At 70.1% G+C, this 24513-nt stretch carries 19 protein-coding genes; 8 read left to right on the top strand and 11 right to left on the bottom strand.

Going from position 1 to position 24513, the window contains the following annotated elements:
• Positions 1–17 precede the first annotated feature (17 nt).
• Positions 18–1394 carry an NAD(P)/FAD-dependent oxidoreductase gene (locus AB0I69_RS24345; protein WP_363097767.1) on the bottom strand — a complete coding sequence of 459 codons (1377 nt, stop codon included), beginning with the start codon at positions 1392–1394 and terminating at the stop codon, positions 18–20.
• A 247-nt stretch (positions 1395–1641) separates the two neighbouring features.
• Between AB0I69_RS24345 and AB0I69_RS24340 the strand changes: the two genes are divergently transcribed.
• Positions 1642–2466: a methyltransferase domain-containing protein gene (locus AB0I69_RS24340; RefSeq protein WP_363097766.1), complete on the top strand. Its 825-nt coding sequence runs from the start codon at positions 1642–1644 to the stop codon at positions 2464–2466.
• A 21-nt stretch (positions 2467–2487) separates the two neighbouring features.
• On the opposite strand, the gene AB0I69_RS24335 is transcribed toward AB0I69_RS24340, so the two are convergent.
• The gene (locus tag AB0I69_RS24335; RefSeq protein WP_363097765.1) at positions 2488–4392 is read right to left on the bottom strand and encodes an AMP-dependent synthetase/ligase; all 1905 of its coding nucleotides are present in this window, start codon (positions 4390–4392) and stop codon (positions 2488–2490) included.
• 167 nt (positions 4393–4559) lie between these two features.
• On the opposite strand from AB0I69_RS24335, the gene AB0I69_RS24330 reads away from it, so the two are divergent.
• Positions 4560–5945 (top strand): aminotransferase class V-fold PLP-dependent enzyme, encoded by a 1386-nt coding sequence (locus tag AB0I69_RS24330; RefSeq protein WP_363097764.1) that lies wholly within the window; start codon positions 4560–4562, stop codon positions 5943–5945.
• Between the two features lie 16 nt (positions 5946–5961).
• On the opposite strand, the gene AB0I69_RS24325 is transcribed toward AB0I69_RS24330, so the two are convergent.
• The 6 genes from AB0I69_RS24325 to AB0I69_RS24300 all read right to left on the bottom strand — a co-directional run bounded on the left by AB0I69_RS24325 (position 5962) and on the right by AB0I69_RS24300 (position 15444).
• Positions 5962–7647, bottom strand: coding sequence for an ATP-binding cassette domain-containing protein (locus AB0I69_RS24325; RefSeq protein ID WP_363097763.1), 1686 nt, complete (start codon positions 7645–7647; stop codon positions 5962–5964).
• Between the two features lie 12 nt (positions 7648–7659).
• A complete protein-coding gene (gene glgB, locus AB0I69_RS24320; RefSeq protein WP_363097762.1) occupies positions 7660–9813 on the bottom strand; it encodes a 1,4-alpha-glucan branching enzyme in 2154 nt (717 codons plus the stop codon).
• Between the two features lie 152 nt (positions 9814–9965).
• Complete coding sequence (locus AB0I69_RS24315; RefSeq protein WP_363097761.1) at positions 9966–11333, bottom strand: maltokinase; 1368 nt, start codon at positions 11331–11333, stop codon at positions 9966–9968.
• Positions 11334–11361: 28 nt separating this feature from the next.
• Positions 11362–13080: a maltose alpha-D-glucosyltransferase gene (treS, locus tag AB0I69_RS24310; protein ID WP_363097760.1), complete on the bottom strand. Its 1719-nt coding sequence runs from the start codon at positions 13078–13080 to the stop codon at positions 11362–11364.
• A complete protein-coding gene (locus AB0I69_RS24305) occupies positions 13077–15068 on the bottom strand; it encodes an alpha-1,4-glucan--maltose-1-phosphate maltosyltransferase (RefSeq protein WP_363097759.1) in 1992 nt (663 codons plus the stop codon). The genes treS and AB0I69_RS24305 overlap by 4 nt, the downstream gene beginning before the upstream one ends.
• A gap of 73 nt (positions 15069–15141) precedes the next feature.
• A complete protein-coding gene (locus AB0I69_RS24300; RefSeq protein ID WP_363097758.1) occupies positions 15142–15444 on the bottom strand; it encodes a DUF5133 domain-containing protein in 303 nt (100 codons plus the stop codon).
• A 299-nt stretch (positions 15445–15743) separates the two neighbouring features.
• Here AB0I69_RS24300 and AB0I69_RS24295 point away from each other — a divergent pair, with 299 nt between their 5' ends.
• Positions 15744–16247 carry a pep a2 gene (locus AB0I69_RS24295; RefSeq protein WP_363097757.1) on the top strand — a complete coding sequence of 168 codons (504 nt, stop codon included), beginning with the start codon at positions 15744–15746 and terminating at the stop codon, positions 16245–16247.
• Positions 16244–18409, top strand: a complete 2166-nt coding sequence (gene glgX, locus AB0I69_RS24290) for a glycogen debranching protein GlgX (RefSeq protein ID WP_363097756.1) — start codon at positions 16244–16246, stop codon at positions 18407–18409. Before AB0I69_RS24295 ends, glgX begins: the two co-directional genes overlap by 4 nt.
• Here glgX and AB0I69_RS24285 read toward each other — a convergent pair.
• Positions 18387–19190, bottom strand: a complete 804-nt coding sequence (locus AB0I69_RS24285) for a VOC family protein (RefSeq protein WP_363097755.1) — start codon at positions 19188–19190, stop codon at positions 18387–18389. The two genes, glgX and AB0I69_RS24285, sit on opposite strands and share 23 nt — an antisense overlap.
• A 143-nt stretch (positions 19191–19333) precedes the next feature.
• Here AB0I69_RS24285 and AB0I69_RS24280 point away from each other — a divergent pair, with 143 nt between their 5' ends.
• From AB0I69_RS24280 to AB0I69_RS24265, 4 genes are all read left to right on the top strand, one after another.
• On the top strand, positions 19334–19789 hold the full coding sequence (locus AB0I69_RS24280) for a MarR family transcriptional regulator (RefSeq protein WP_363097754.1): 456 nt from the start codon (positions 19334–19336) through the stop codon (positions 19787–19789).
• On the top strand, positions 19786–20652 hold the full coding sequence (locus AB0I69_RS24275; RefSeq protein ID WP_363097753.1) for an ATP-binding cassette domain-containing protein: 867 nt from the start codon (positions 19786–19788) through the stop codon (positions 20650–20652). Before AB0I69_RS24280 ends, AB0I69_RS24275 begins: the two co-directional genes overlap by 4 nt.
• A complete protein-coding gene (locus AB0I69_RS24270; RefSeq protein WP_363097752.1) occupies positions 20612–21472 on the top strand; it encodes an ABC transporter permease in 861 nt (286 codons plus the stop codon). Before AB0I69_RS24275 ends, AB0I69_RS24270 begins: the two co-directional genes overlap by 41 nt.
• 189 nt (positions 21473–21661) lie before the next feature.
• Positions 21662–22177 (top strand): hypothetical protein, encoded by a 516-nt coding sequence (locus AB0I69_RS24265; RefSeq protein WP_363097751.1) that lies wholly within the window; start codon positions 21662–21664, stop codon positions 22175–22177.
• Between the two features lie 10 nt (positions 22178–22187).
• On the opposite strand, the gene hemC is transcribed toward AB0I69_RS24265, so the two are convergent.
• Positions 22188–23123 (bottom strand): hydroxymethylbilane synthase, encoded by a 936-nt coding sequence (gene hemC / locus AB0I69_RS24260; RefSeq protein WP_363097750.1) that lies wholly within the window; start codon positions 23121–23123, stop codon positions 22188–22190.
• A 61-nt stretch (positions 23124–23184) separates the two neighbouring features.
• Positions 23185–24204, bottom strand: a complete 1020-nt coding sequence (locus AB0I69_RS24255) for a questin oxidase family protein (protein ID WP_363097749.1) — start codon at positions 24202–24204, stop codon at positions 23185–23187.
• Positions 24205–24513: the final 309 nt, after the last annotated feature.

The raw sequence follows: 24513 nt of genomic DNA, 5'->3' as shown, positions 1-24513 counted from the left end.
GATCCGTGACACCGATGCTACGGCTCCTGGGTCCCGGTCCCTTCGATGCGGTCCCGCACCTGCTCCGGCGACAGATACGAGTCGGTGTACTCGAAGTCCTTCAGCGTGGCCGGTTTGCGGGCCTGGAAGCCGGTGCGCACGAAGTCGTCGCCGGCCAGCGCGTTCAGCGTCCAGTTCGTCGCGACGCGGACCTTGGCGACGTTGGTGCGCAGCGCCGACCAGTGGTAGCCGCGGGCCACGACCTGGGCGGGAAAACCGCGCAGTTCGATGCCCAGCGGCTTGGACACCGCGTCCGTGCCGCCGAGGTCCACGACGAGCCCGAGGTCCTTGTGGACGTACGGCTTCAGCGGCTGGTTGCGCAGGGTCGCGATCACGTTGTCGGCGACCACCTTGCCCTGCCGCATGGCGTGCTGCGCGGTCGGCGGGCAGATCGCGCCGTCCCCGCCCTTGGCCTCGTCCGGCACCGCGCCGGCGTCACCGAGCGCGAAGACCCCGTCGTGGCCGGGCAGGTTCATGTCGGCGGTGACCGCGAGCCGCCCCCGCACCGTCTCCGCGCCCAGCGTGGCGATCAGCGGGCTGGCGACCACACCGGCCGTCCAGATCAGCGTGCGGGTCGGCACCACCCGGCCGTCGGTGAAGGTGACCTCCTCCGGCCCCGCCTTCGCGATCGAGACGCCCAGGGAGATGTCGATACCGCGCCGGGTCAGGATCTCCTGCGCGCTCTTGCCGAGCTTGTCGCCCAGTTCGGGCATCAGCTTCGGCGCGATGTCGATGAGGTGCCACTTGATCAGACCCGGGTCGATCCGCGGGTAGCGCTTGACCGCGGCGTGCGTCAGCTTCTGCAGACAGGCGGCCGTCTCGGTGCCGGCGTAACCGCCGCCCACCACCACGAACTGGAGCCGCGACGCCTTCTCCGCCGGGTCGTCGCTCGCGTCCGCGAGGTCCAGCTGCGTGATGACGTGGTCGCGGATGTACGCGGCCTCCGCGAGGGTCTTCATCCCGAAGGCGTTGTCGGTCAGCCCGGGGATGTCGAAGGTGCGGGTGATGCTGCCGGGGGAGAGCACGATGTAGTCGTAGGGCTCGTTCACGATCTCGTCGTTGATCGTGCGGATCACACAGACCTTGGCCTTGATGTCCACACCGATCGCGCCGCCCGGGATGATCCGGGTGCGGTACTTCTTGCTGCGGCGCAGCGAGACGGCGATCGACTGCGGGGTCAGGACGCCGGAGGCGACCTGGGGCAGCAGGGGCAGATAGAGCTGGTAGGAGAACGGCGTCACCAGCGTGACGTCGGCCTCCTCCGGGGTCAGTTTCCTCTCCAGGCGGCGAACGCACTCCACTCCTGCGAAGCCTGCGCCAACCACCAGGATCCTCGGTCGTGTCACGGTGTTCATCCCTTCTGCGGCTCCAGGCGGTCTGCCTCGACGCCGTACGCCTGCCCTGGATCGCTGCCTCGCACCACATCGATCCCACCGTGCCGGGAGCCGTTCCGCCAGCTGAGCGCGGCAGGCAGACGAACGCGTGGGCACCAGCATGCCCCGCCGACGCCCTCCGTACGCCGCGGACGTGTGAACAAATGGCGTACCTGAATGACCTTTGACCGACCCGACGACGATCGCTCCGGACCGTAGAGTGCACGCCATGTCGCACACTCAGCCCGAGCCGGGGTCAGGCTTCCGCACCCAGAACATCGACGCCGGCAACGTGACCCGGCTGGTGGCCGCGCTCGACATCCAGGAAGCCAATCCCGGCGTACGACGACTGCGCGCGTGGGCGCACGAGGCGCTCGCCCCGGGCAGTGGCGAACGTGCCCTCGACATCGGGGCCGGTACCGGCTCGACCACCCGTGAACTGGCCGCTGCCGTCGGCTCGAACGGGTCCGCGCTCGGCGTCGAACCCAACCCCGGCCTGCGCGCCGTCGCCGAGGAACGGGCCGCGTCGGCCGGCAGCCCGGCCCGCTTCACCGACGGCGACGCGCTCTCCCTGCCCGTGCCCGACGCCTCCGTGGACGTCGTCTGGTGCGAACGGGTGCTCCAGCACCTCGCGGAACCGGACAAGGCGGTCGCCGAGATGGCCCGCGTCCTGCGCCCCGGCGGGCGCGTGGCGCTGCTCGACACCGACTGGGCGACCACGATCCTGCACCCGGGCGACCCCGAGGTCACGGCCGCGTTCACCGCCGGCGCCCTCACCGGCGCGGCCAACCCCTACTCGGGACGCCGGCTCGTCGGCCAGCTCAGCGCCGCCGGACTCGTCGTCGACGACCGCGGCTCGCAGGCGCTGCTCCAGGACCACCGGTCGGTGGCCTGGCCGCTGATCCGCATGCTGGGCGAGTCCGCGGTGCGCCGCGGCGCACTGACCGAGGCCCAGCGCGACCGCGCCTACGCCGACCTCACCGAGGCCGCCGAGCAGGGCGCGCTGCACATGTCCGTGACGATGTTCGCGGTCGTCGCCCACCGCCCGGAGTGACCCCCGGCCGGTGACGTGACGTCACCCGAACACGTTGTCCGCGTCGTCCCAGCCCGCCAGCTGCTCCTCCGCCGACTGCTGGGGGACACGCGCGCGTGCCTGGTACATCGCGTCGAGCTCGAACGCGTAGTGCCGCACGATCGCGTCCCTGCGCAGCTTCATCGACGGCGTCAGCAGCCCGCCCTTGACGTCGAACGGCTGCGGGAGCACCCGGAACACCCGGATCGACTCCGCGCGCCCCACAGGGCTGTTGGCGGCCGCGACGGCCCGCGTGATCTCCTCCCGCAGCGCGTTCTCCTCCCGCGCCTCCCGGCCCCGCGCGTCGCTCTGCAGCGCAAGACCGGCCCGCCAGTGCGCCACGAACTCCGGGTCCAGCGTGAGCAGCGCCCCCACACAGGGACGGTCGTCGCCGACGACCACCGCCTGATGGATCAGGGGATGCATCCGCAGCCGGTTCTCCAGCGCGGCCGGCGCGACGCTCTTGCCGCTGCTGGTGATGATGATGTCCTTCTTGCGGCCGGTGATCGTCAGATACCCCTCGGTGTCCAGCCGCCCGATGTCCCCGGTGGCCAGCCAGCCCGCGTGCAGCGCGGCCCGGGTCGCCCGCTCGTCGTTGATGTAACCCTGGAACACCGACGGGCCGTGCACCAGGATCTCGCCGTCCTCCGCGACCCGGATCTCCGTACCCGGCAGCGCCTGCCCCACGGTGCCGATCTTCTCCCGGCCCAGCGGCTGCATCGTGATCCCGCCTGCGGTCTCCGTGAGGCCGTAGCCGTCGTGCACGAGGATGCCGATACCCGAGAAGAACAGGGACAGTTCACGGCTCAGGGGCGAACCGCCCGACGTCGCGCCGACCACCCGGCCGCCCAGCCCCGCGCGCAGCTTGCGGTACACCGTCCGCTCGAACAGGGCGTGTTGGAGCCGCAGGTCGAAGCTGGGGCCCGAACCCCGGCCGAGTCTGTGCCGCTCCTCGGCCGTGGCGAACTCCCGCGCGGTCGACGCGGCCCGCTCGAACACGGCGCCCCGGCCGGTCTGTTGGGCCGTACGGAGAAATGTCTTGTAGATCTTCTCGAAGATCGACGGCACGGCGTACAGGTAGGTGGGCCGGAACGAGCGCAGCGCCGACACCAGCGCCGCCTCCGTCATCTCCGGCTCGTGGGCCATCAGCCAGCCGCCGCGCATGCACAGCCCCTGGACCATCAGCCCGTACACATGGGAGAAGGGCAGGAAGGCCAGCACGGCCGGCTGTTCCCCCGGCGGCGCCGCCGTGTGCGACCAGCCCGCGAGCAGCGTGTCGCAGGGGTTGGCCAGGCTGCGGTGGCTCAGCGCGCAGCCCATGGGGCGGCCCGAGGTGCCCGACGTGTAGGCGATGACCGCGGTCGAGTCCGGCATCACGATCCGGCGCAGCGAGTCCACCGTGGTCTGCGGGATGTACGTGCCCCGCTCGACGATCTGGGCCAGCGCCCCGGAGTCCAGCTGCCAGACGTGCCGCAGCAGCGGCAGCGCGGCACACACCGTGCCGACGGTCATGATGCCCTGCTCGTCCTCCACGACCACGGCCACACAGTTGGCGTCCCGCAGTATCCACTCGACCTGCTCCCGCGAGGACGTCGGATGCACCGGCACGACCTCGGCGCCGACCGCCCACAGGGCGTGGCTGAGCACCGTCCACTCGTAACGCGTACGGGCCATGATCGCGACCCGGCTGCCCGGTGAGATCCCGCAGGCGATCAACCCCTTGGCCAGATCGACGACTTCGTCCCGCAGCTCGACGGCCGTCACGTCCTCCCACACCGGGGAGGAGGGGTCGGGCCGACGTGCGATCAGCGGAAGGGTGGGATTGACGACCGCGGTCTCGAAGATGCTGTCGGCGAGGCCGCCGGTCAGGGTGGAGGTGGGGGGTGGAGCGACGGCGAAGTCGCGCATGCGCTGCTCCTGGGTTGTACGGGGCGTGACTCCGCCGATCATTACTGTTATCGACGGTGCTCGAATCTAGCCCAGGTGTGAGTGTTTGGTGAGGGGAACAGGGAAGTGCCCTTGCGGAGTTTGGTGGTTGAGTGGAACAGACCTGGCGAAGCGGGGGGTACGAGGACGTGAGCGCGGTGGATCTCGGCGAGTTGAGGGCACGCGACTTCGGCTGTCTGGACGCCGAAGGCCACACCTATCTCGACTACACGGGCGCGGGACTCGCCCCGAGTTCCCTGGTCCGGGCCAGCGCAGAGCGGATCACGGGAGGCGTCTTCGGCAATCCCCACTCGGAGAGCCCCGCCTCCCGGGCCTCGGGTGACCTGCTCGCCCAAGCCCGCGCCACGGTGCTGCGGCACTTCCACGCGGACCCGGCGGAGTACACGGTCGTGTTCACCGCGAACGCGACGGCCGCACTGCGCCTGGTCGGCGAGTCGTACCCGTTCGCACCAGGCAGCAGGCTCCTGATGCTGCTCGACAACCACAACTCCGTGAACGGACTACGGGAGTACGCCCGCGCCGGCGGCGCCAGGACCGAGTATGTCCCCATCCACGGCCAGGAGTTGGCCATCGACGAGGAGCGGCTGCGCACCGCGCTCACGGCCCGCAGACGCCGCCGCGGACTGCTCGCCTATCCGGCGCAGAGCAACTTCACCGGCGTACGGCACTCCCTGGACTGGATCGCCACAGCCCAGGAACACGGCTACGACGTCCTGCTGGACGCCGCCGCGTTCGTACCGGCCAACCCCCTCGACCTCTCCCACCACCACCCGGACTTCACCGTGGTCAGCTGGTACAAGGTGTTCGGCTACCCCACCGGCATAGGCAGCCTGATCGTCCGCCGCGAGGCACTCGCCCGGCTGCGCCGGCCCTGGTTCTCCGGCGGCACCATCTACGCCGCGAGCGCCCAGGCGCAGTGGCACGTCCTCGCGGACGGCGAGGCGGCCTTCGAGGACGGCACCGTCAACTTCCTCTCCATACCGGACATCACGGCAGGCCTGGAGTGGATCGACGCCATCGGCATGGACCGGGTGCACGACCACGTGGCCCGACTGACCGGCCAACTCCTCGCGGGAGTGGCCCAGTTGCGACACAGCGACGGCTCCCCGATGGTGCGGGTCTACGGCCCCACCGACAGCGGACCCGCACGCGGCGGCACCGTCGCACTCAACCTCCTCGGCGTGGACGGCCGGGTGATCGACGAACGGGTCGTCGCCCAGGACAGCGCCGAGCGCCGCATATCGCTCCGCTTCGGCTGCTTCTGCAACCCGGGCGCCGGGGAAGCCGTGTTCGCCCTGCCCCTGCGCAGCCTGCGCTCGGCGGCCCGTAAACCGCTGGGCTCGCTGGAGGACTACCTGGACGTACTGGGGCTGCCGTCCGCAGGCGCCGTCCGGGTCTCGGTGGGCGTCCCCTCGCAGCCCAAGGACGTGGAAACGTTTCTGGAGTTCGTCGCGGACACCTACCGCGACCGCGTACCGACGGTGGCGGGCCTCGCGGACCGGGCAGGGTGCTGAGCGACGGCGTGACGCCTCACCGCCCGGAGCGCGCCGCGGCCACCCCCTGACGGCACTTGCGCACCAGCACCACCCAGGTCGCCGCGAGAAACAGCACGGCGAACCCGGCCAGGATCAGCCAGCCGCGCCCGGCCGGATGCGCGAACGAGTCCCCGTACGACCGCAACAGCGGTGGTCCCGCAGGGGAGTTGCCGTCGCGCCACAGGCTCTCCAGGCCGATCGCACCGCCCAGTGCCTCGAACGCCCAGCGGTTGGTCATCGCCCAGCTGATCGCCTCCCCGGCCGACGCCATCCGCGGCACCGGCACGAACGCCCCCGAGAACAGCACCTGGGGGAAGCAGAGCAACGGCAGCATCAGGGTCGCCTGGCCCGGATCCGTGACCGCGGCCGAGGTGAGCAGCCCGAGGGCCAGTGCGGCGGCCGAGGCCAGCACGCTGGTGAGGAACAGCGAGGCGTACGTGTCCCAGCCCGCCGCCGGCAGCCGGTCCAGCGCGCGCAGCACCGCCAACAGCAGCGCGTCCGCCGCGGCCAGCACCGGCAGGACGGTCGTCAGCTTGGACGCGACGTACGGACCGATCCGCACCCCGGCCAGCCACTCACGGCGCAGCACCGCCAACTCCGTGCAGATCTGCAGCAGTCCGTACGTCAGCCCGAAGAAGAACGCCCCGAACGCGATCCAGAACATGATCATCGCCGTGGACCCCGGATCGGGCGCCGCCGGATCGAACGCACCCGCCCGGAACAGCACCGCGAACATCGCCACGATCATCACAGGCGAACCCACGAACACGGCGACCGACAGCCAGTTGTGCACCAACAGGGCCGTCGTACGACGGGTCAGCAGCGCCCACTGGCGTACGGCACCGACGCGCGGCGGGAGTTGGGCGAGAGGCGCCGGTACCCGCTCCGCACGCGGCACCGCGGCGGCCCGCTCGGCACGCTTCCCGTCCGCCACCGCCGCGTACACGTCCTCCGCCGTCTCCGCACCGAACGCTCCGAGCAGCGCGTCCGGCCGCCCCACGAACGCGACCGCCCCACCCGGAGACAGGAACACGACCTGATCGCAGCGCGGCAGATCGGCCAGCACATGGGTCGTCAGTACGACGGTGGTACCGGCCTCGGCGAGCGCGCGCAGGGTGGCCAACAGGGCGGCCCCCGTGACCGGGTCGAGGCCGGAGGTGGGCTCGTCGAGAAAGAGCACCCGGGGCCGGGTGAGCAACTCGGCGGCGATACAAGCCCGTTTGCGTTCTCCGCCGCTCAGCGCGCGCACGGGAGTGTCGGCACGCTGAGCCAGCCCGAGGACGTCGAGCACCTCCGTCACCCGCGCCGGAACCGCCTCACCCGGCATCCGCAACCGCCCCGCGAACTCCAGCGTGCGCCGCAACGGCAACTCACGGTGGATGACATCCTCCTGCGGCACGAACCCGAACTCCGGCCCGGGCGGCCCCGGTCGGGCACCGTCGTGCAGTACGTCCCCCGCGGTCGGGCTCTGCAGTCCCGCGAGGGTCTGCAACAGCACCGTCTTGCCCGCACCGCTGCTGCCCGCGATCACGGTCAGCTGCCCGGCGCCGACCTCGAACGACACCTCGTCCAGCACCCGTCCGGCGGCCCGCACTTCCTGCGTGACGCCCCGCAACTCCAGGTGCAGGCCCGCTACTTGGGGTGCGGCAGCGGTGGTGTCAGGGCGTATGGGGGTAGACATACGAGCAGGATGTCACCCCGGTGTCAGCCACACCGTGGCGAGGGGCGGGAGCGTGAGCCGGATGTGGCCGTCCTCCGGTTTGACCGGGTCGGGATTGACGACATCGCTGCCGCCGTAGACCGCGGCGTCGGTGTTGAGGGTCTCGTGCCAGGCGGGAATCTCGCCGGAGACACCGAGGCGGTAGTCGTGCCGCACGACCGGAGAGAAGTTGCTGACCGCGAGGAGCGGCGAGCCATCGGCATCGAACCTCAAGAACGCGAAGACGTTGTCCTCGGCCGCGTCACCCGTCACCCATCGGAAGCCGCCGGGGTCGGTGTCACGCTGCCAGAGGGCGGGGGTCGCCCGGTAGGCGGTGTTGAGGTCGCGGACGAGGTCCTTGACGCCCCGGTGATCGGGTGCGGCCTCGTAAGCGGGGTCCAGGAGCCACCAGTCGGGGCCGTGGGTTTCGGACCACTCCGCGCCCTGGGCGAACTCTTGGCCCATGAAGAGGAGTTGCTTGCCGGGGTGGGCCCACATGAAGGCGAGGTAGGCGCGGTGGTTGGCGCGTTGCTGCCACCAGTCGCCGGGCATCTTCGACACCAATGAGCGTTTGCCGTGGACTACTTCGTCGTGGGAGATGGGGAGGACGTAGTTCTCGCTGTAGGCGCACACCATGGAGAACGTCATCTCGTGGTGGTGGAACTTGCGGTGGACGGGCTCGTGCGACATGTAGTCGAGCGAGTCGTGCATCCAGCCCATGTTCCACTTCAACCCGAAGCCCAGCCCGCCGGTGTCGGTCGTCCGCGTCACCCCGTCCCAGGCGGTCGACTCCTCGGCGATCGTCACGACACCGGGCACCCGGCGGTACACGGTCGCGTTCATCTCCTGGAGGAAGGCCACCGCGTCCAGGTCGTCGCGCCCGCCATGGACGTTCGGGGTCCACTGGCCCGAGTCGCGTGAGTAGTCGAGGTAGAGCATCGAGGCGACCGCGTCCACGCGCAGGCCGTCGACGTGGAACTCCTGGCACCAGTAGACGGCGTTCGCCACAAGGAAGTTGCGCACCTCGGTCCGCCCGAGATCGAACTCGTACGTCCCCCAGTCCGGATGCTCGGCCCGCCGCGCGTCCCCCGGCTCGTACAGCGGCTCCCCGTCGAACCGGGCCAACGCCCAGTCGTCCTTGGGGAAATGAGCCGGAACCCAGTCCATGATCACGCCGACACCGGCCTGGTGGAACGCGTCGACGAGGAACTTGAAGTCGTCGGGGGTGCCGAGGCGGGCGGTCGGGGCGTAGAAGCCGGTGACCTGGTAGCCCCAGGAACCGCCGAAGGGATGCTCGGCGACCGGCATGAACTCAACATGGGTGAAGCCCAGTTCGTTCACGTACGCAGGGAGTTCGACAGCGAGTTGACGGTACGTCAAGCCAGGTCGCCAGGAGGCGAGATGGACCTCGTAGACGGAGAAGGGCGCCTCGTGGACCGGGGTCTCCGTGCGCCGTGCGAGCCAGTCCTCGTCGCCCCACTCGTAGTGCGAGGCCGTCACGATGGATGCCGTGGCGGGCGGTACTTCCGTGCGACGTGCCATCGGGTCGGCCTTGAGGAAGCGCTCGCCACCCCGGGAGGTGATCTCGAACTTGTAGCGCGCGCCCTCGCCCACACCCGGCAGGAACAGCTCCCACACCCCGGACGAGCCGAGTGACCGCATGGGGAAAGCCGTCCCGTCCCAGGAGCTGAAGTCCCCGGCGACGCGCACTCCTTGGGCATTCGGCGCCCACACCGTGAAACGGGTGCCCGTCGCCCCGCCGTGCGTCATCGGCTCCGCGCCGAGCGCCTTCCACAGCTCCTCGTGCCGCCCCTCCCTGATGAGGTGCAGATCGAGGTCGCCGAGGGCGGGGAGGAAGCGGTACGGGTCGTCGGCCTCGTGCTCGTCGCCCTCGGTGTACGACACCAGCAGCGTGTACGCCGGGACTGCGTCGAACGGCAGCACTCCGGAGAAGAGGCCGCCCCCTTCCGAGGTGAGCGGGCTGTGGAAACCGTCGATCACGACGCTCACGGCACGGGCGTACGGACGCAGCGTCCGGAACGCGATCCCGCCGGGCACCGGGTGCGCGCCGAGCAGCGCGTGCGGGTCGTGGTGGGCGCCCGCGAGCAGGCGGTCGCGGTCGGCCGGGTCCAAGGAGGCGGATGCCATCGGCCAACCCGCGCCCAAGGGAACCGGAACGGTCGTGGGCGAGCCGCTCGTCTCCGGTGCGGTGGGTCCGGTCGGTTCGCCCGTCTCCGGGCCGGCGGTCGAAGGCGGACCGCCCGCCTCCTGAGGTGAAGTGTCGCGCAGGGCCACGGAGTTCAACCTCCTCGGACGGCGAGACGCTCGATCGCCGCCATGGGTACGGGAAGCCAGTCCGGACGGTGCCTGGCCTCGTACAGCACTTCGTAGACCGCGCGGTCCGTCTCGTAGGCGCGGAGCAGGGCGTGTTTGGCGCGGGGGTCCCAGCCGGCCCGGGCCGCATAGCCCGCGCAGTACGCCTCCCGGCAGCGGCGAGCCCACTCCGGGCGCCAGGGGCGGCGCTGCCGGGCCGCGTAGTCGAAGGAACGCAGCATGCCCGCGATGTCCCGCACCGGGGACTGCGCGCTGCGCCGCTCGGCCAACGGCTTGGACGGCTCGCCCTCGAAGTCGATGACGAACCAGTCGCGGCCCGCCCGCAGCACCTGCCCGAGATGCAGATCGCCGTGGATGCGCTGGGCGGGCGGCCCGGCATCGCGGCCGACGAGCCCGCCGAACGCGGTCCGCAGCCCCGGCACGAACGGCCGCAGCGCGGACACGGAATGCGCGGCGGCCTCCAGACGCTCGGTCATCGCAGCCGCCGTACGGTCGTTCTCGGCGAGGGGCCGGCCGTCGGCCGGAAAGGCCGCGGCCAGCGCGAGATGGACATCGGCGGTGGCCTGCCCCAACTCATAGGCCTCGGTGGTGAATTCGTCACCGTCGGCGAGTGCGCGCAGCGCGAGCGCCCAGCCGTCGGAGGCATCCGGAAGGAACGGCTGGAGCACACCGAGCGTCGCGGCCCGCGGCTCCGCCGTCCGGAACCACGCCACCGGCGCCGGGACCCGCTTGCAGCCCTGCGCGGCCAGCGCCCCCGGCAGCTCCAGATCCGGATTGACGCCCGGCTGGATGCGCCGGAACACCTTCAGAATGAACCGATCGCCGTACACCAGCGAGGAGTTGGACTGCTCGGCGTCCAGCAGCCGAGGCGAGAGTCCTGCGGGCACGGACGTCGACGGGTCCGCCTCGAAGTGCAGGGGACCCGCCGCACCAGGATGGCGCAGCCGCTCCAACAGCAGCTCCGCCGACCGAGGATCCTGCAGCGCGTCGTAGACCGCGAGCCCGGCCAACGGACCTTCCTGCACACGGCCGATGTAGGCACGAGCGAGGCGCGGGGAGACGTGTTCCCTTACGCCGAGCAGGAGTTGATAGCAATCGCCGGGCGGGGGAGCGCCACCCGGCGAGGGAACCGCCGTATGCGAGGCGTGGACCAGCAGATGAAGGCAGCCCGGGAAGAGTTCCGTCGTGGACAGCACATCGAGGTCGGCCACCGGCCGGTCCTTGCCGGCGAACCAGCGCTGCCCGGGCAGCCATTCGCGCAGCAGCCCGGCGAGCGTGGCCGGAGGCCTGTCGACGCCAGGGCTGCTCAGTCGGAGGGGTGCGGTCTTCGGCATGGTGACGCGTCCTTTCTCCGGCACATCCTCAAAGTCGTCGGCCGATGCGGGAAGCGGCTCGCGAGAGCCGGAACCAGTAGAAGCCGTGCCCCGCGAGCGTCAGCAGATACGGCAGTTCACCGATGGCAGGGAACCGCACCCCGCCGATCAGCTCCACGGGATGCAGGCCGTCGAACTCCCGCAGGTCCAGTTCCGTCGGCTGCGCGAACCGCGAGAAGTTGTGCACACACAGGACGAGATCGTCCTCGTACTCGCGCAGGAACGCGATCACCGCCGGGTTCGACGAGGGCAGTTCCGTGTACGAGCCGAGGCCGAACGCCGGGTTCTGCTTACGGATCTCGATCATGCGGCGGGTCCAGTGCAGCAGCGACGAGGGCGACGACATCGACGCCTCGACATTGGTGACTTGATAGCCGTAGACGGGATCCATGATGGTCGGCAGGAAGAGACGGCCCGGGTCGCAGGAGGAGAAGCCCGCGTTCCGGTCGGGCGTCCACTGCATGGGGGTGCGGACGGCGTCGCGGTCGCCGAGCCAGATGTTGTCGCCCATGCCGATCTCGTCGCCGTAGTAGAGGATCGGCGAGCCGGGGAGGGAGAGAAGCAGGGCTGTGAACAGTTCGATCTGGTTGCGGTCGTTGTCGAGCAGGGGGGCCAGGCGCCTGCGGATTCCGATGTTGGCGCGCATACGCGGGTCTTTGGCGTACTCGGCCCACATGTAGTCGCGTTCCTCGTCGGTGACCATTTCCAGGGTCAGCTCGTCGTGGTTGCGCAGGAAGATGCCCCACTGGCAACCCGAGGGAATGGCGGGGGTCTTGGCGAGGATTTCCGAGACGGGGTAGCGGGATTCGCGGCGTACGGCCATGAAGATGCGAGGCATCACGGGGAAGTGGAATGCCATGTGGCATTCGTCCCCGCCGCTCTGGTAGTCGCCGAAGTAGTCGACGACGTCCTCGGGCCACTGGTTCGCCTCCGCCAGCAGCACGGTGTCCGGATACATCGCGTCGATGTCTCGGCGGACGCGCTTCAGGAAGTCGTGACTGGCGGGCAGGTTCTCGCAGTTGGTGCCCTCGGACGCATAGAGATAGGGGACGGCATCGAGACGGAAGCCGTCGATGCCGAGGTCCAGCCAGAAGCGGAGGGCGGCCAGGATCTCTTCCTGGACGGCCGGGTTCTCGTAGTTGAGGTCCGGTTGGTGGGAGAAGAAGCGGTGCCAGAAGTACTGCTTGCGGACCGGGTCGAAGGTCCAGTTGGAGGCTTCGGTGTCGACGAAGATGATGCGGGCGTCGGGGTACTGCTTGTCGTCGTCGGCCCACATGTAGTAGTCGCCGTACGGCCCGTCGGGGTCTTTCCTGGACTCCTGGAACCACGGGTGCTGGTCGCTGGTGTGGTTCATGACGAAGTCGATGATGACCCGCATGCCCCGCTGGTGGGCGGAGTCGACGAACTCCACGAAGTCGGCCAGATCCCCGAACTCGGGGAGGACGGCGGTGTAGTCGGAGACGTCGTAACCGCCGTCGCGCAGCGGTGACTTGAAGAAGGGGGGCAGCCAGAGGCAGTCGACGCCGAGCCACTGGAGGTAGTCGAGTTTGGCGGTGATGCCCTTGAGGTCACCGACGCCGTCGCCGTTGCTGTCCTGGAAGGAGCGGACCAGGACCTCGTAGAAGACGGCGCGTTTGAACCACTCGGGGTCCCGGTCCTTGGCGGGAGTGTCCTCGAAGGTGTCGTGGACCGGTTCGTTGACTGTCATGAAGCTCTTGACCCTCCGCTCTGAGTGGACCGCCGGACGTGGAGCACGTGCGCGGGTGCCCGACCGGGTTCCAGGCGCACATAGTTGGTCCTGCCCCACTGATAGGACTCACCGGTCAGTTCGTCGTACACCGACATGGATTCGTTTGATTCCAGGCCGAGTTGCGGCATGTCCAACGAGACCGTGGCCTCCTGGGTGTGGTGCGGATCAAGGTTGACGACCACCAGAACCGTGTCCACGCCCGTGGTCTTGCTGTACGCGATCAGCGCGTCGTTGTCCGTCCGGTGAAAGCGGAGATTCCTGAGCTGGTGCAGCGAAGGGTGACGGCGCCGGATGTCGTTGAGCTTGCCCAGCAATGGCGCGATGCTACGTCCTTCTCGCTCGGCGGACTCCCAGTCGCGGGCGCGGAGTTGGTACTTCTCCGAGTCGAGATACTCCTCGCCGCCTGGCCGGAGAGGGGCGTTCTCACATAGTTCGTAGCCACTGTAGACACCCCATGTCGGGGAGAGCGTCGCGGCGAGCACCGCTCGTAGTTCGAAGGCGGGTCGGCCGCCGTCCTGGAGGAACTCGTGGAGGATGTCCGGGGTGTTCACGAAGAGGTTGGGCCGCATGTAGGCAGCCGCCTCGCCCGACAACTCGCTCAGGTACTCGGTGAGTTCGTCCTTCGTGTTGCGCCAGGTGAAGTAGGTGTACGACTGCTGGAACCCGACCTGCGCGAGGGTGTGCATCATCGCGGGGCGGGTGAAGGCCTCGGCCAGGAAGATGATGTCCGGGTCGGTGCCGTTGATGTCCGCGATCACCCGCTCCCAGAACATGACCGGCTTGGTGTGCGGGTTGTCGACGCGGAAGATCCGCACCCCGTGGTCCATCCAGTGCCGCAGCACCCGGACGGTCTCGGTGATCAGGCCGTCGAGGTCCCGGTCGAAGGCGATCGGGTAGATGTCCTGGTACTTCTTCGGCGGGTTCTCCGCGTACGCGATCGTCCCGTCCGGGCGGTGGTGGAACCACTCCGGGTGCTTGTCCACCCAGGGGTGGTCCGGCGAGCACTGGAGGGCGAAGTCGAGCGCGATCTCCATGCCCAGTTCGGCGGCCCGGGCGACGAACGCGTCGAAGTCCTCCAGGGTGCCCAGCTGGGGGTGGATCGCGTCGTGGCCGCCCTCCGGCGAACCGATCGCCCACGGGACGCCGACGTCCTCACGCCCCGCGGACAGGGTGTTGTTCGGCCCCTTGCGGAAGGTGCTCCCGATCGGATGGATCGGCGGCAGGTAGACGACGTCGAAGCCCATCGCGGCGATGCCGTCCAACCGCCGTGCGGCCGTACGGAACGTGCCGTGCGGGATCTCGACCGTCCCCTCGGAGCGCGGGAAGAACTCGTACCAGGCGCCGTACAACGCCCGTTCCCGCTCGACGAGAAGCGGCCGGGGCTCGGAGGCCGTCACCAACTCCCGCAACGGATATCGCTCCAACACCCCCTCCACCTCCGGCGTCAACGCGGCCACGAACCGTGTCCCCACCGGCAGCGTGTCGTCGCGCAGCGTCTCCGCGGCGGCCAGCACCGTGGCGCGGGCCGGTACGTCCGGCACTCCGGTGGCGGCTCGGGCGTACAGCTCCGCGCCCTCCTCCAGCATCAGGCCGATGTCGATGCCGGCCGGGATCTTGATGCGGGCCGCCCGGCGCCAGGTCGCGATGGGGTCGCCCCAGGCCTCCACGACGTAGGACCAGCGGCCTGTCGTGGTCGGGGTGACCTCGGCGCCCCAGCGGTCGCTGCCTGGGGCGAGTTCGCGCATCGGGGTCCATGGACCCGGGCGGCCGTCCGGGTCGTAGAGGACGACGTTGGCGCCGATCGTGTCGTGGCCCTCGCGGAACACGGTGGCGGTGACCTCGAACGTCTCGCCGACCACCGCCTTCGCGGGGCGCGCGCCGCTCTCCACGGCTGGGCGTACGTCACGTACCGGAATGCGGCCGATGGCTGCCGGGGTCGCGTTCATGGGTCTCACCTCCGTCGTGCCGGAGGCCGGGCTGTTCGCCCGGCCGTGGGTGCGAGCTGCGCCGGAAGGGGGACTACCTTCCCGCCGGGGAACGCCGGTCGACGGCGACGGGCGGCCCGCGGTGCACGACGGTCGTCGTACGGGGGCGGGCGTTCTGCTCCTGTTGGTACGTGCCCTGGCTGCCGCGCAGATAGCGTTCGGCGGCTTCCGCGGCCTCGCGCGCGCAGCGTTCGCCCATCAGCACGCACAAGGTGTAGCCCGAGTCCTCGAAGGTGGCCCGCACCGTCCGGTCGCCCGGCGACGCGAGCATCACGCGTTCCCACGCCCGATAGCGCCGCAGTTGGCGGGCGACTTCGGCTTTGGCGGGTAGCAGCATGGCGCTGTTCACCTTTCGCCTCGGCGGACCGCGGTTCCCGACCGTCGGGTGGCGGCCGTGCCCGGAGCGTCATGGCTCCGTCACGGCAGTCGAGGCTTTCACTCATGGTGCACAGGTGATGACCAAGCGTCTTGTTGGTTCTTCAACTACCTCACTCGTCGCTCGTGTTGCACGAATGGCCTAGCGCTCGCACTCTGGAGCTGACTCAGAAGCGATCAGTGCTCACGCTTCGTGTTCGGGGCCGGGCCCCGCAGGGGCAGAGGTGAAGTGAAAGCTTCGCCGGTGAGGAGCCAACGAAGATGAAGACCGCAGTGCCGTGCTACTACCACCTCGATGTGGACGTCAGTCCGGAACGGGTCGGGCAGGTCAGGCGCATCCTGGCCGCCCACCTCCGGCTGTGGGACCTGGAGATCCTCGTGGAGCCCGTCTGTCGCGGCGCCGAGCTGCTGCTGCGGGCCATCGACGAGCACGCCACGGACAAGCAGACGTCCATAGAGCTGTGGTGGAACGGCCAGCACCTGATCACCGCCATCGGCGACAACGACCGCGATCTGCGCCCGGACCAGGACCTGCGCGCCTGCCTCGCCCGGATCGCCGCGATGAGCGACGGCTGGGGCTGCTGCGCCACCGACACCGGAAGCAAGGTCATCTGGTTCTCGCAGCGCGCCCGCAGCGGCGAACGCGTCCCGCGCGTCCCCAGGACGCCCGCGCCGCGCCTGCGGGAGACGCTCCAACTTCCCCGCGAGGTACCGGCCGCCCTGCCGGCCCGCCCGACGCACGGGGTCCTGGAGGACGCCAAGTGACCGCGCGCCCGTCCCGGAAAGGGGTGCCCGTCTGGAACGGGCACCCCTTTCCCTTGGGGGCCGCATACGACGGGACGGGCACCAACTTCGCCCTGTTCAGCGAGGTCGCCGAACGCGTCGACCTCGTCCTCGTGGGCGACGACGGCCGACACCACGACATCCGCCTCACCGAGGCCGACGGCTTCGTGTGGCACTGCTATCTGCCGGGCGTCGGGCCGGGACAGCGCTACGGCTACCGGGTGCACGGTCCGTGGGCTCCGGCCGCCGGACACCGCTGCAACCCGGCGAAGCTGCTCCTCGACCCGTACGCCAGGGCGGTGGACGGACAGATCGACAACGACCCCTCACTGTACGAACGTTCGGCCGGCCCGGCACCTGGTGACAGCGCCGGGCACGGCATGCTCGGCGTGGTCACCGACCCGGCCTTCGACTGGGGCGACGACCGGCCGCCCCGACGCTCGTACGCCGACACCGTGATCTACGAGGCGCATGTGAAGGGGCTGACCCGCACCCACCCGGAAGTCCCCGAGGAACTCCGCGGGACGTACGCGGGACTCGCGCACCCGGCCGTCGTCGGGCATCTCGTCCAACTCGGGGTGACCGCCGTCGAGTTGATGCCGGTGCACCAGTTCGTGCAGGACGGGGTGCTCCAGGACCGCGGCCTGTCCAACTACTGGGGCTACAACACCATCGGCTTCTTCGCGCCCCACAACGCCTACGCCGCGCACCGTGAACGCGGGCGGCAGGTCACCGAGTTCAAGTCGATGGTGAAGGCGCTGCACGCCGCCGGGCTCGAAGTCATCCTCGACGTGGTCTACAACCACACCGCCGAAGGCAACGAGAAGGGCCCCACCCTGTCCTTCCGCGGCATCGACAACGCCTCCTACTACCGTCTGGTGGACGGCGATTGGGGCCACTACTACGACACGACGGGCACCGGCAACAGCCTGCTGATGCGGCACCCCTACGTCCTTCAGCTGATCATGGACTCGCTGCGCTACTGGGTCACCGAGATGCACGTCGACGGCTTCCGCTTCGACCTCGCGGCCACGCTGGCCCGGCAGTTCCACGAGGTGGACCGGCTGTCGGCCTTCTTCGACCTCATCCAGCAGGACCCGGTGATCAGCCGCGTCAAACTCATCGCCGAACCGTGGGACGTGGGCGAGGGTGGCTACCAGGTGGGCAACTTCCCGCCGCTGTGGTCGGAGTGGAACGGCAAGTACCGGGACGCCGTACGGGACTTCTGGCGGGGCGGCGAGCACACGCTCGGCGAGTTCGCGTCCCGGCTCACCGGGTCCTCCGACCTGTACCAGCACAGTCGGCGCCGACCGCGCGCCAGCGTCAACTTCGTCACCGCGCACGACGGGTTCACCCTGCGCGACCTGGTCTCGTACAACGACAAGCGCAACGAGGCCAACGGGGAAGGGAATCGGGACGGTGAGAGCACCAACCGGTCCTGGAACTGCGGAGTCGAGGGGGAGACGGACGATCCCGCCGTGCTGGAGCTGCGTGCGCGTCAGCAGCGCAACTTCCTTGCCACGCTGCTCTTTTCGCAGGGCATCCCGATGCTGAGCCACGGCGACGAACTGGGCCGTACGCAGGGCGGCAACAACAACGCCTACTGCCAGGACAACGAAGTCTCCTGGATCGACTGGGAGTTGAGCGCCGAGCAGCGTGAACTCGCCGACTTCACGCGGTATGTCATCGGGCTGCGCGCCGCGCATCCGGTGCTGAGGCGCCGCCGGTTCTTCCGGGGCGAGACCGCCGTGCACGCCGGACAGCCGCTGCCCGACCTGGTGTGGCTGCTGCCCGACGCGCGCGAGATGGCCGACCTGGACTGGCAGCGCTCCGACGCGCACTGCGTGGGCGTGTTCCTCAACGGCGACGCCATCGCCGAACGCGACCCGCACGGCGGGCCCGTCGTCGACGACTCGTTCCTGCTCCTGCTCAACAGCTACTGGGAGCCCGTCGACTTCCGTCTCCCCGACGTCACCTACGGCGAGCGCTGGACGACCCTGATCGACACCGCCGAGCCGCAGGGCACCCCGGACGAGACGGAACACAAGGCCGGCACCGAGATGGCCGTAGCGGCGCGCAGTCTGGTGTTGCTGTCGCGGCCCGCCAGGCAGGGCGGCGAGGTCAGGGGGCGTCGCGCGAGGTGACCGTGAAGCGGGCGCCGTCGGGGTCGCGCAGGACGGCCTCGGTGCGGTTCTCCCGCAGGACACTCCCGCCGTACGTCTCCGTGGCCCGTGCGCACGACCTGATGTCCGAGACCGCGAAGTGGACCTGCCAGTGCGGCCGGACCGTCGGGTCGGGGGCCGCCTCCAACGCGCCCGACTCGATGCGGGCCACGACGTTCCCGCCGCTGCGCAGGACGACCTCGCCGCCCTCGTACTGGACCTCGCAGCTCGCCGGGTCCGCCGAGGCCCAGTCGAGGACCTCGCCGTAGAAGATCGCCGCGTCGAAGGCGTCGCGGGTGCGGAGCCGGACGAAGGCCGGGGCCGAGCGGCGCCAGGTCTCCCAGCCGCGCACGAGGTCGCCCTCCCAGACCCCGAAGGTCGCGCCGTCCCGGTCGCCGAGCAGGGCCGCGCGGCCCGGCGGGAAGGAGAGCGGTCCCACGGCGACCGTGCCGCCGCGCTCCCGGACCCGGGCCGCAGCCACATCCGCGTCGGGTACGGCGAAGTACGGCGTCCAGGCCACCGCGACCTGCCACATGGAGGCGACCGCGGCCAGGCCGGCCACCGGAGTGTCGTTCGCCGTGGCGATCCGGAAGCGGTCGCCGAGGCTGGCCGAGCGCCACTTCCAGCCGAACACGGCCTCGTAGAACGCCTCCGTGGTCTCCACGTCACGGCTCGTGAGACTCACCCAGCAGGGGGCGCCGAACACCGAACGCGTGGAGACGGCGTCCGGCTCACCGGGGGACGGATTCCAGTCGTGGTTCATGGCAGTCGCGTTCCGATCTCGTGGACCGGCGGCCACCGGTCTCCACCCAGTGTCCAACCGGAAGCGGTCCCGCTGCCTCCCGAGCACGGGTCTTGACCATCCTTTTGGGTTAGTTACCTCTGCTAAAGAGGTAATCTCCGCATGTGGAGACGGAGAACTTCCCGGAAGAGCTGGCCGACGCGCTCGTCGGTGTCCAGCGGCTGATCCGCAGGCGACTGCGCAGCGAGATGACCATGCCGCGACTGCGCGGCGCCGAGGTGGAGCTGCTGCGCCTGGTCGAGGTCCGGCCCGGAATCGGCATCTCGGACGCGGCCAAGGAGCTGTTCCTCGCGAGCAACTCGGTGTCGACGCTCGTCAACCAGCTCGTCCGGGACGGCTTCATGATCCGCGAGACGGACCCCGCCGACCGGCGTGCCGCCCGCCTCCAGCTCACCGAGACGGCCAAGACCCGCCTCGGCGACTGGCACGCACGGCGCGCGGCCCTCGTACGAGGACAGGTGGACCGTCTCGACCAGGCGGACCGGGACGCGCTGCGCGCGGCGATCCCGGCCCTGCTCCAACTGGCCGTCAATCTGCACGAGGAGGCCGAGGAGTCATGACGACGCACACCGACACCGCCACCGGGCGGTCCGCGGCCGTCAGCTGCACCCGGCTCGCCTATTCCTTCGGCGAGACGACCGCGGTGGACGGGCTCGACCTGTCCGTGGGGGAGGGCGAGGTCTTCGGACTGCTCGGCCCCAACGGCGCCGGAAAAACCACGGCCATCCGCTGTATCACCACCCTCCTGCCGGTCCCGGCGGGCATGGTCCACGTCTTCGGCCACGACACGGCCAAGGAGCAGATGTCCGTACGGCGGATGCTCGGCTACGTCCCGCAGCAACTGTCCGCCGACAGCGGGCTCACCGGCCGCGAGAACGTCGCTCTCTTCGCCCGCGTCTTCGACGTCCCGCGCAAAGAACGCGCCGCACGCGTCGCCCAGGCGCTGCGCGCGGTCGACCTCACCGACGCCGCCGACCGGCTCGCCAACACCTACTCCGGCGGCATGGTCCGCCGCCTCGAACTCGCGCAGGCCCTGGTCAGCGCGCCCCGCCTGCTCATCCTCGACGAGCCCACCATCGGCCTCGACCCGATCGCCCGCACCAGCGTGTGGGAGCACATCAACGCCGTGCGCGAGGCCACCGGCATGACCGTCCTGGTCACCACCCACTACATGGACGAGGCCGACCAGTACTGCGACCGCGTCGGCCTGATGCACCGCGGCCGGATCCGCGCCCTGGGCACCCCGGAGCAGCTCCGCGAGGGCCTCGGCGAACGCCGGCGCGCCGACGGAGCGCCCGCCACCGATCCGCTGCCCACTCTCGAAGACGTCTTCCGGGACATGGCCGGCAGCGGTCTCGAAGACCAGTCAGGAGGTTTCCGCGATGTCCGAAGCACCCGCCGCACCGCGAACCGCGTCGGCTGACCCCGCCGTTGAGAACGACCTGAACCTTCTCCTGACCCCGCCCCAACCCCGGGCAGGCTGGCGACTGATACCCGCCCGCGTCATCGCGATGTGCGCGGTCGAACTCCAGAAACTCCGCCACGACCGCACCGAGTTGTACACCCGCGCCGTCCAACCCGCCCTGTGGCTGCTGATCTTCGGCCAGACCTTCACCCGCATCAAGGCGATACCCACCGGCGGCATCCCCTACATCGACTACCTGGCCCCGGGCATCATCGCCCAGTCCGCGATGTTCATCGCCATCTTCTACGGCATCCAGATCATCTGGGAACGCGACGCGGGCATCCTCAACAAGCTCCTCGTCACCCCCACCCCGCGCTCGGCACTGATCACCGGCAAGGCCTTCGCGGCCGGTGTGAAGTCGCTGATCCAGGCCGTCGTCGTGGTGGCCATCGCGGCGATCCTCGGAGTGGCGCTGACCTGGAACCCGCTGAAGCTGATCGGCGTCGGGGCGATCGTCATCCTCGGCTCGGCCTTCTTCTCGTGCCTGTCGATGACCATCGCCGGCATCGTGCTCAGCAGGGACCGGCTGATGGGTTTCGGGCAGGCGATCACCATGCCGCTGTTCTTCGGATCGAACGCCCTCTACCCGGTGGCGATCATGCCGGGCTGGCTCCAGGCGGTGAGCAAGGCGAACCCTCTGAGCTACGAAGTGGACGCCCTGCGCGGGCTGCTGCTCGGCACCCCGGCCCATCTGGGCACCGACTTCGCCGTCCTGCTGGTGGCCGCCGCACTGGGTATCGCCGCCGCGTCCTCCCTGCTGGGACGGCTGGCCCGCTGATCTTGCCGGGGACGTGATGTGCGGCACGCCCGCGACTGCGGTTCGGCGGCCGGAACGCGGATTCTTCCTGCGCACGGCTTGATCAGTGATCAAGCGGACGAAAACGCTGGCCACAGCGCATTCTGCTCATTTGACAGTGCGCTGAGCACACAGATAGGAAGCAGCTCTCTGAGGTCGAGAGGGTGCACTGTGTACGAGCCGAACGTGGTCGGGGACTGGCACGAGTACGACGAACATGCCGGTCTGCGTGTCCGCGTCCACAGCCTGGCCGCCGCCGAGCCGCCACGCGGACGCGACGACGCCGCCGAGGGGCTGACCTACTTCACGCTCCGTGTCACCGTCGAGAACCGCGGCGCGCGGCACTACGGCATCCACCTGGAGGACGGCCAGATCGACGTCAGGGTCGGCCCGGACGGCGAGAGCGCCTTCATCGACTGGCGCAGCTCGCAGTTCATCGAGGGCTTCGACGTCCATCCGCTGCGCCGCGCCACCGCCGTCGTGTACGCGGCCGGTCCCGAGGCCTCCCTGACGCAGGTGGACGTGCAGGTCCAGCTGCGGGTCGAGGAGGAGTGGACCGACCGGCGCCTGTGGGCGGGCGGCATCGGGCTGTGCGAGGAGACCGTCGCCACCTGTGCCGGGCGGGACGGCCTGGCACACCAGGTGAGCAACTTCCTCAGGGACCAGGCGGAACCCGGCACCCCCTGAGACTCCCGGGTCAGTGCGGGATGCCGTCGATGATCTCCCGGGCACCCTGCCGCAGCAGCGCCACCGCCACCGACGTGCCGAGCGTCGCCGGGTCCAGTCGGCCCGCCCACTCGTGGGCGTTGAGCCGGGTCTTGCCGTCCGGGGTGAACACACAGGCGCGCAGCGACAGTTCACCGCTCCGGTCCACCTGCGCGTACCCGGAGATCGGGCTGTTGCAGTGCCCCTGGAGGACGTGCAGGAACATGCGCTCCGCGGTCGCCTCGCGATGCGTCTCCGGGTGACCGAGCGCGCTGACCGTGTCGATGACGTCGGTGTCGCCCTCGCGGCACTGCAGGGCGAGGATGCCCGCGCCGATCGGCGGCATCATCACCTCGGGGGACAGCACCTCGCTGATCACGTCGCGCCGGTCGATGCGGTCCAGGCCGGACATCGCGACCAGCAGCGCGTCGGCCTCACCCGCCGCCAGTTTCTCCAGCCGCCGGTTGACGTTGCCGCGGAACGGTACGCACTCCAACTCCGGGTGCGTGGCGGCGAGTTGCGCGACCCGCCGGACCGACGAGGTGCCGATCCGCGTCCCGGCCGGCAGCTCGTCGAGGGTCAGCCCGCCCGGGTGGACCAGGGCGTCGCGGATGTCGTCGCGCTTCAGGAACGCGGCGAACGTCGTACCGGCGGGCAGCGGACGGTCGGCGGGCACGTCCTTCACGCAGTGCACGGCGAGATCCGCCTCACCGGCGAGCAGCGCGGCGTCCACCTCCTTGGTGAACGCCCCCTTGCCCTCGACCAGGGCCAGATCGCCCATCCACTTGTCACCGGTCGTCTTCACCGGCACGACTTCGGTGCGCACGTGCGGATGAAGGACGGCCAACTCGGCGCGTACACGCTCCACTTGGGCCAGCGCCATGGGCGAGTCGCGGGAGACGATACGGATCAGTTCGGGCACGGACATGCGGACACGATAGACCGTCCGGCACGGCGCCGTTGACCGATGTGCGTACCTGGCAACACGTTCAGGCCTGCCCTCGGACAAGGGGCACGCTGATCTCCACGGCCCGCAGAGCGGCGGCGAGAGCCTGCTCGTCCCCGACATCCAGGGCCGTGTCCGTCAACTTGATCACGTGCTCGTCCCCATGCTCCAGGGCCCGCTCCATCACCTCTTCGGCCGAGAGCCGCACGGGCGGAACGTAGTCGATCGCCTCCTTCGGGGCGTACATCGCGGTGACCGCCGCGGACGCCGTCCACGCCGCGTGCAGGCTCGGTGCCCACAGCTCGCGGGGGAGCGCGTCCAGGGCGCGCAGGACGGCGTTGGGGGCCGTTGCCGCGTGCACCAGCATGGTCGGCTCGCCGTGACCGTGGGTGGCATAGCGATGGGTGGCGGCGCGCACCAGCTCGGTGAGCCGCTCCCGCGCCGCGTCCGGCTCGGTCACCTCACCCGCCCAGACGGGCAGTTGACGTACGGCGTCCAGCCGGGCCCGGAAGCCGACCACCCCTCCGGCGATCGGCGGCACGGCGTCGAGGGCACCGGCGGCGGTGGGACCGGCGGGCAACGCCGCGATGCCGGCCACAGGTTGGTGCCGCGCCGCCCAATAACCCAGCCCGTGGGCGAGTTCGGTACGACGGGGCTCGTTCTCGTCCACGCCGAGGGCCCGTACGGCATGCCCGACGCGGATGACCGGATGCGTCGCTCCCGCAGCGATCCCGGGCAGCAGCCGCGGCCACCACACGGCGAGCACGTCCTGCCAGGGCCGTTCGGCGAGGGCCCGCGAGAAGTAGCCGATCCAGTCGGCGGCCCGGCGTGAATCGCCCAGCGCGGCAGGCCAGTTGGCGTCCGTCACGGGAGCCACCGGATCGGGGAAGTCCTCCAGCTTGTCCCGGTAGAGGTCGAGCCAGCGGTGGACGGCCCCCGCCTGCCCGTGTGCGGCGAGCGCCTCGGCGACCATCGGGGCGTGGTTGCTGAGCCACCCCTCGCGCTCGGGTCCGGTGGAGTGCAGCCGTTCGAATGCCTCTTCCAACGTTCCGCTCGTGTCCATGCCCAACACGCTAGGCGCGGGGCTGCGTCCGCAGAACAGACCGGAGGAGGAAGAGGCACCCACCTCCGGACCTAGTCCCGAGGACCGAAGCGGGCCGGGCGCGGGGCTGTGTCGTTTTGCGGCTCCGCCGCATGGGCGCAAGCAGCCACGATGACGCGGCAGCCGCCCGCGGACCGAGGCGGCCCAGGTGAAGCCGGCCGCGCCTCGGCAAATCCCTGGACCATAAGGGGCGCGGGGAACTGCGCGACCAGCCACAACGGCGCGGCACCCGAACGGCGACCCATCAGGGCCCCGCGGCGGAGCCGCACA

It is taken from the genome of Streptomyces sp. NPDC050508, assembly GCF_040655155.1.
In the GTDB taxonomy this organism is placed as follows: Bacteria; Actinomycetota; Actinomycetes; order Streptomycetales; family Streptomycetaceae; genus Streptomyces.
The sequence above is the reverse complement of the archived record's forward strand: the minus strand, read 5'-3'. Positions and strand labels throughout refer to the sequence as shown.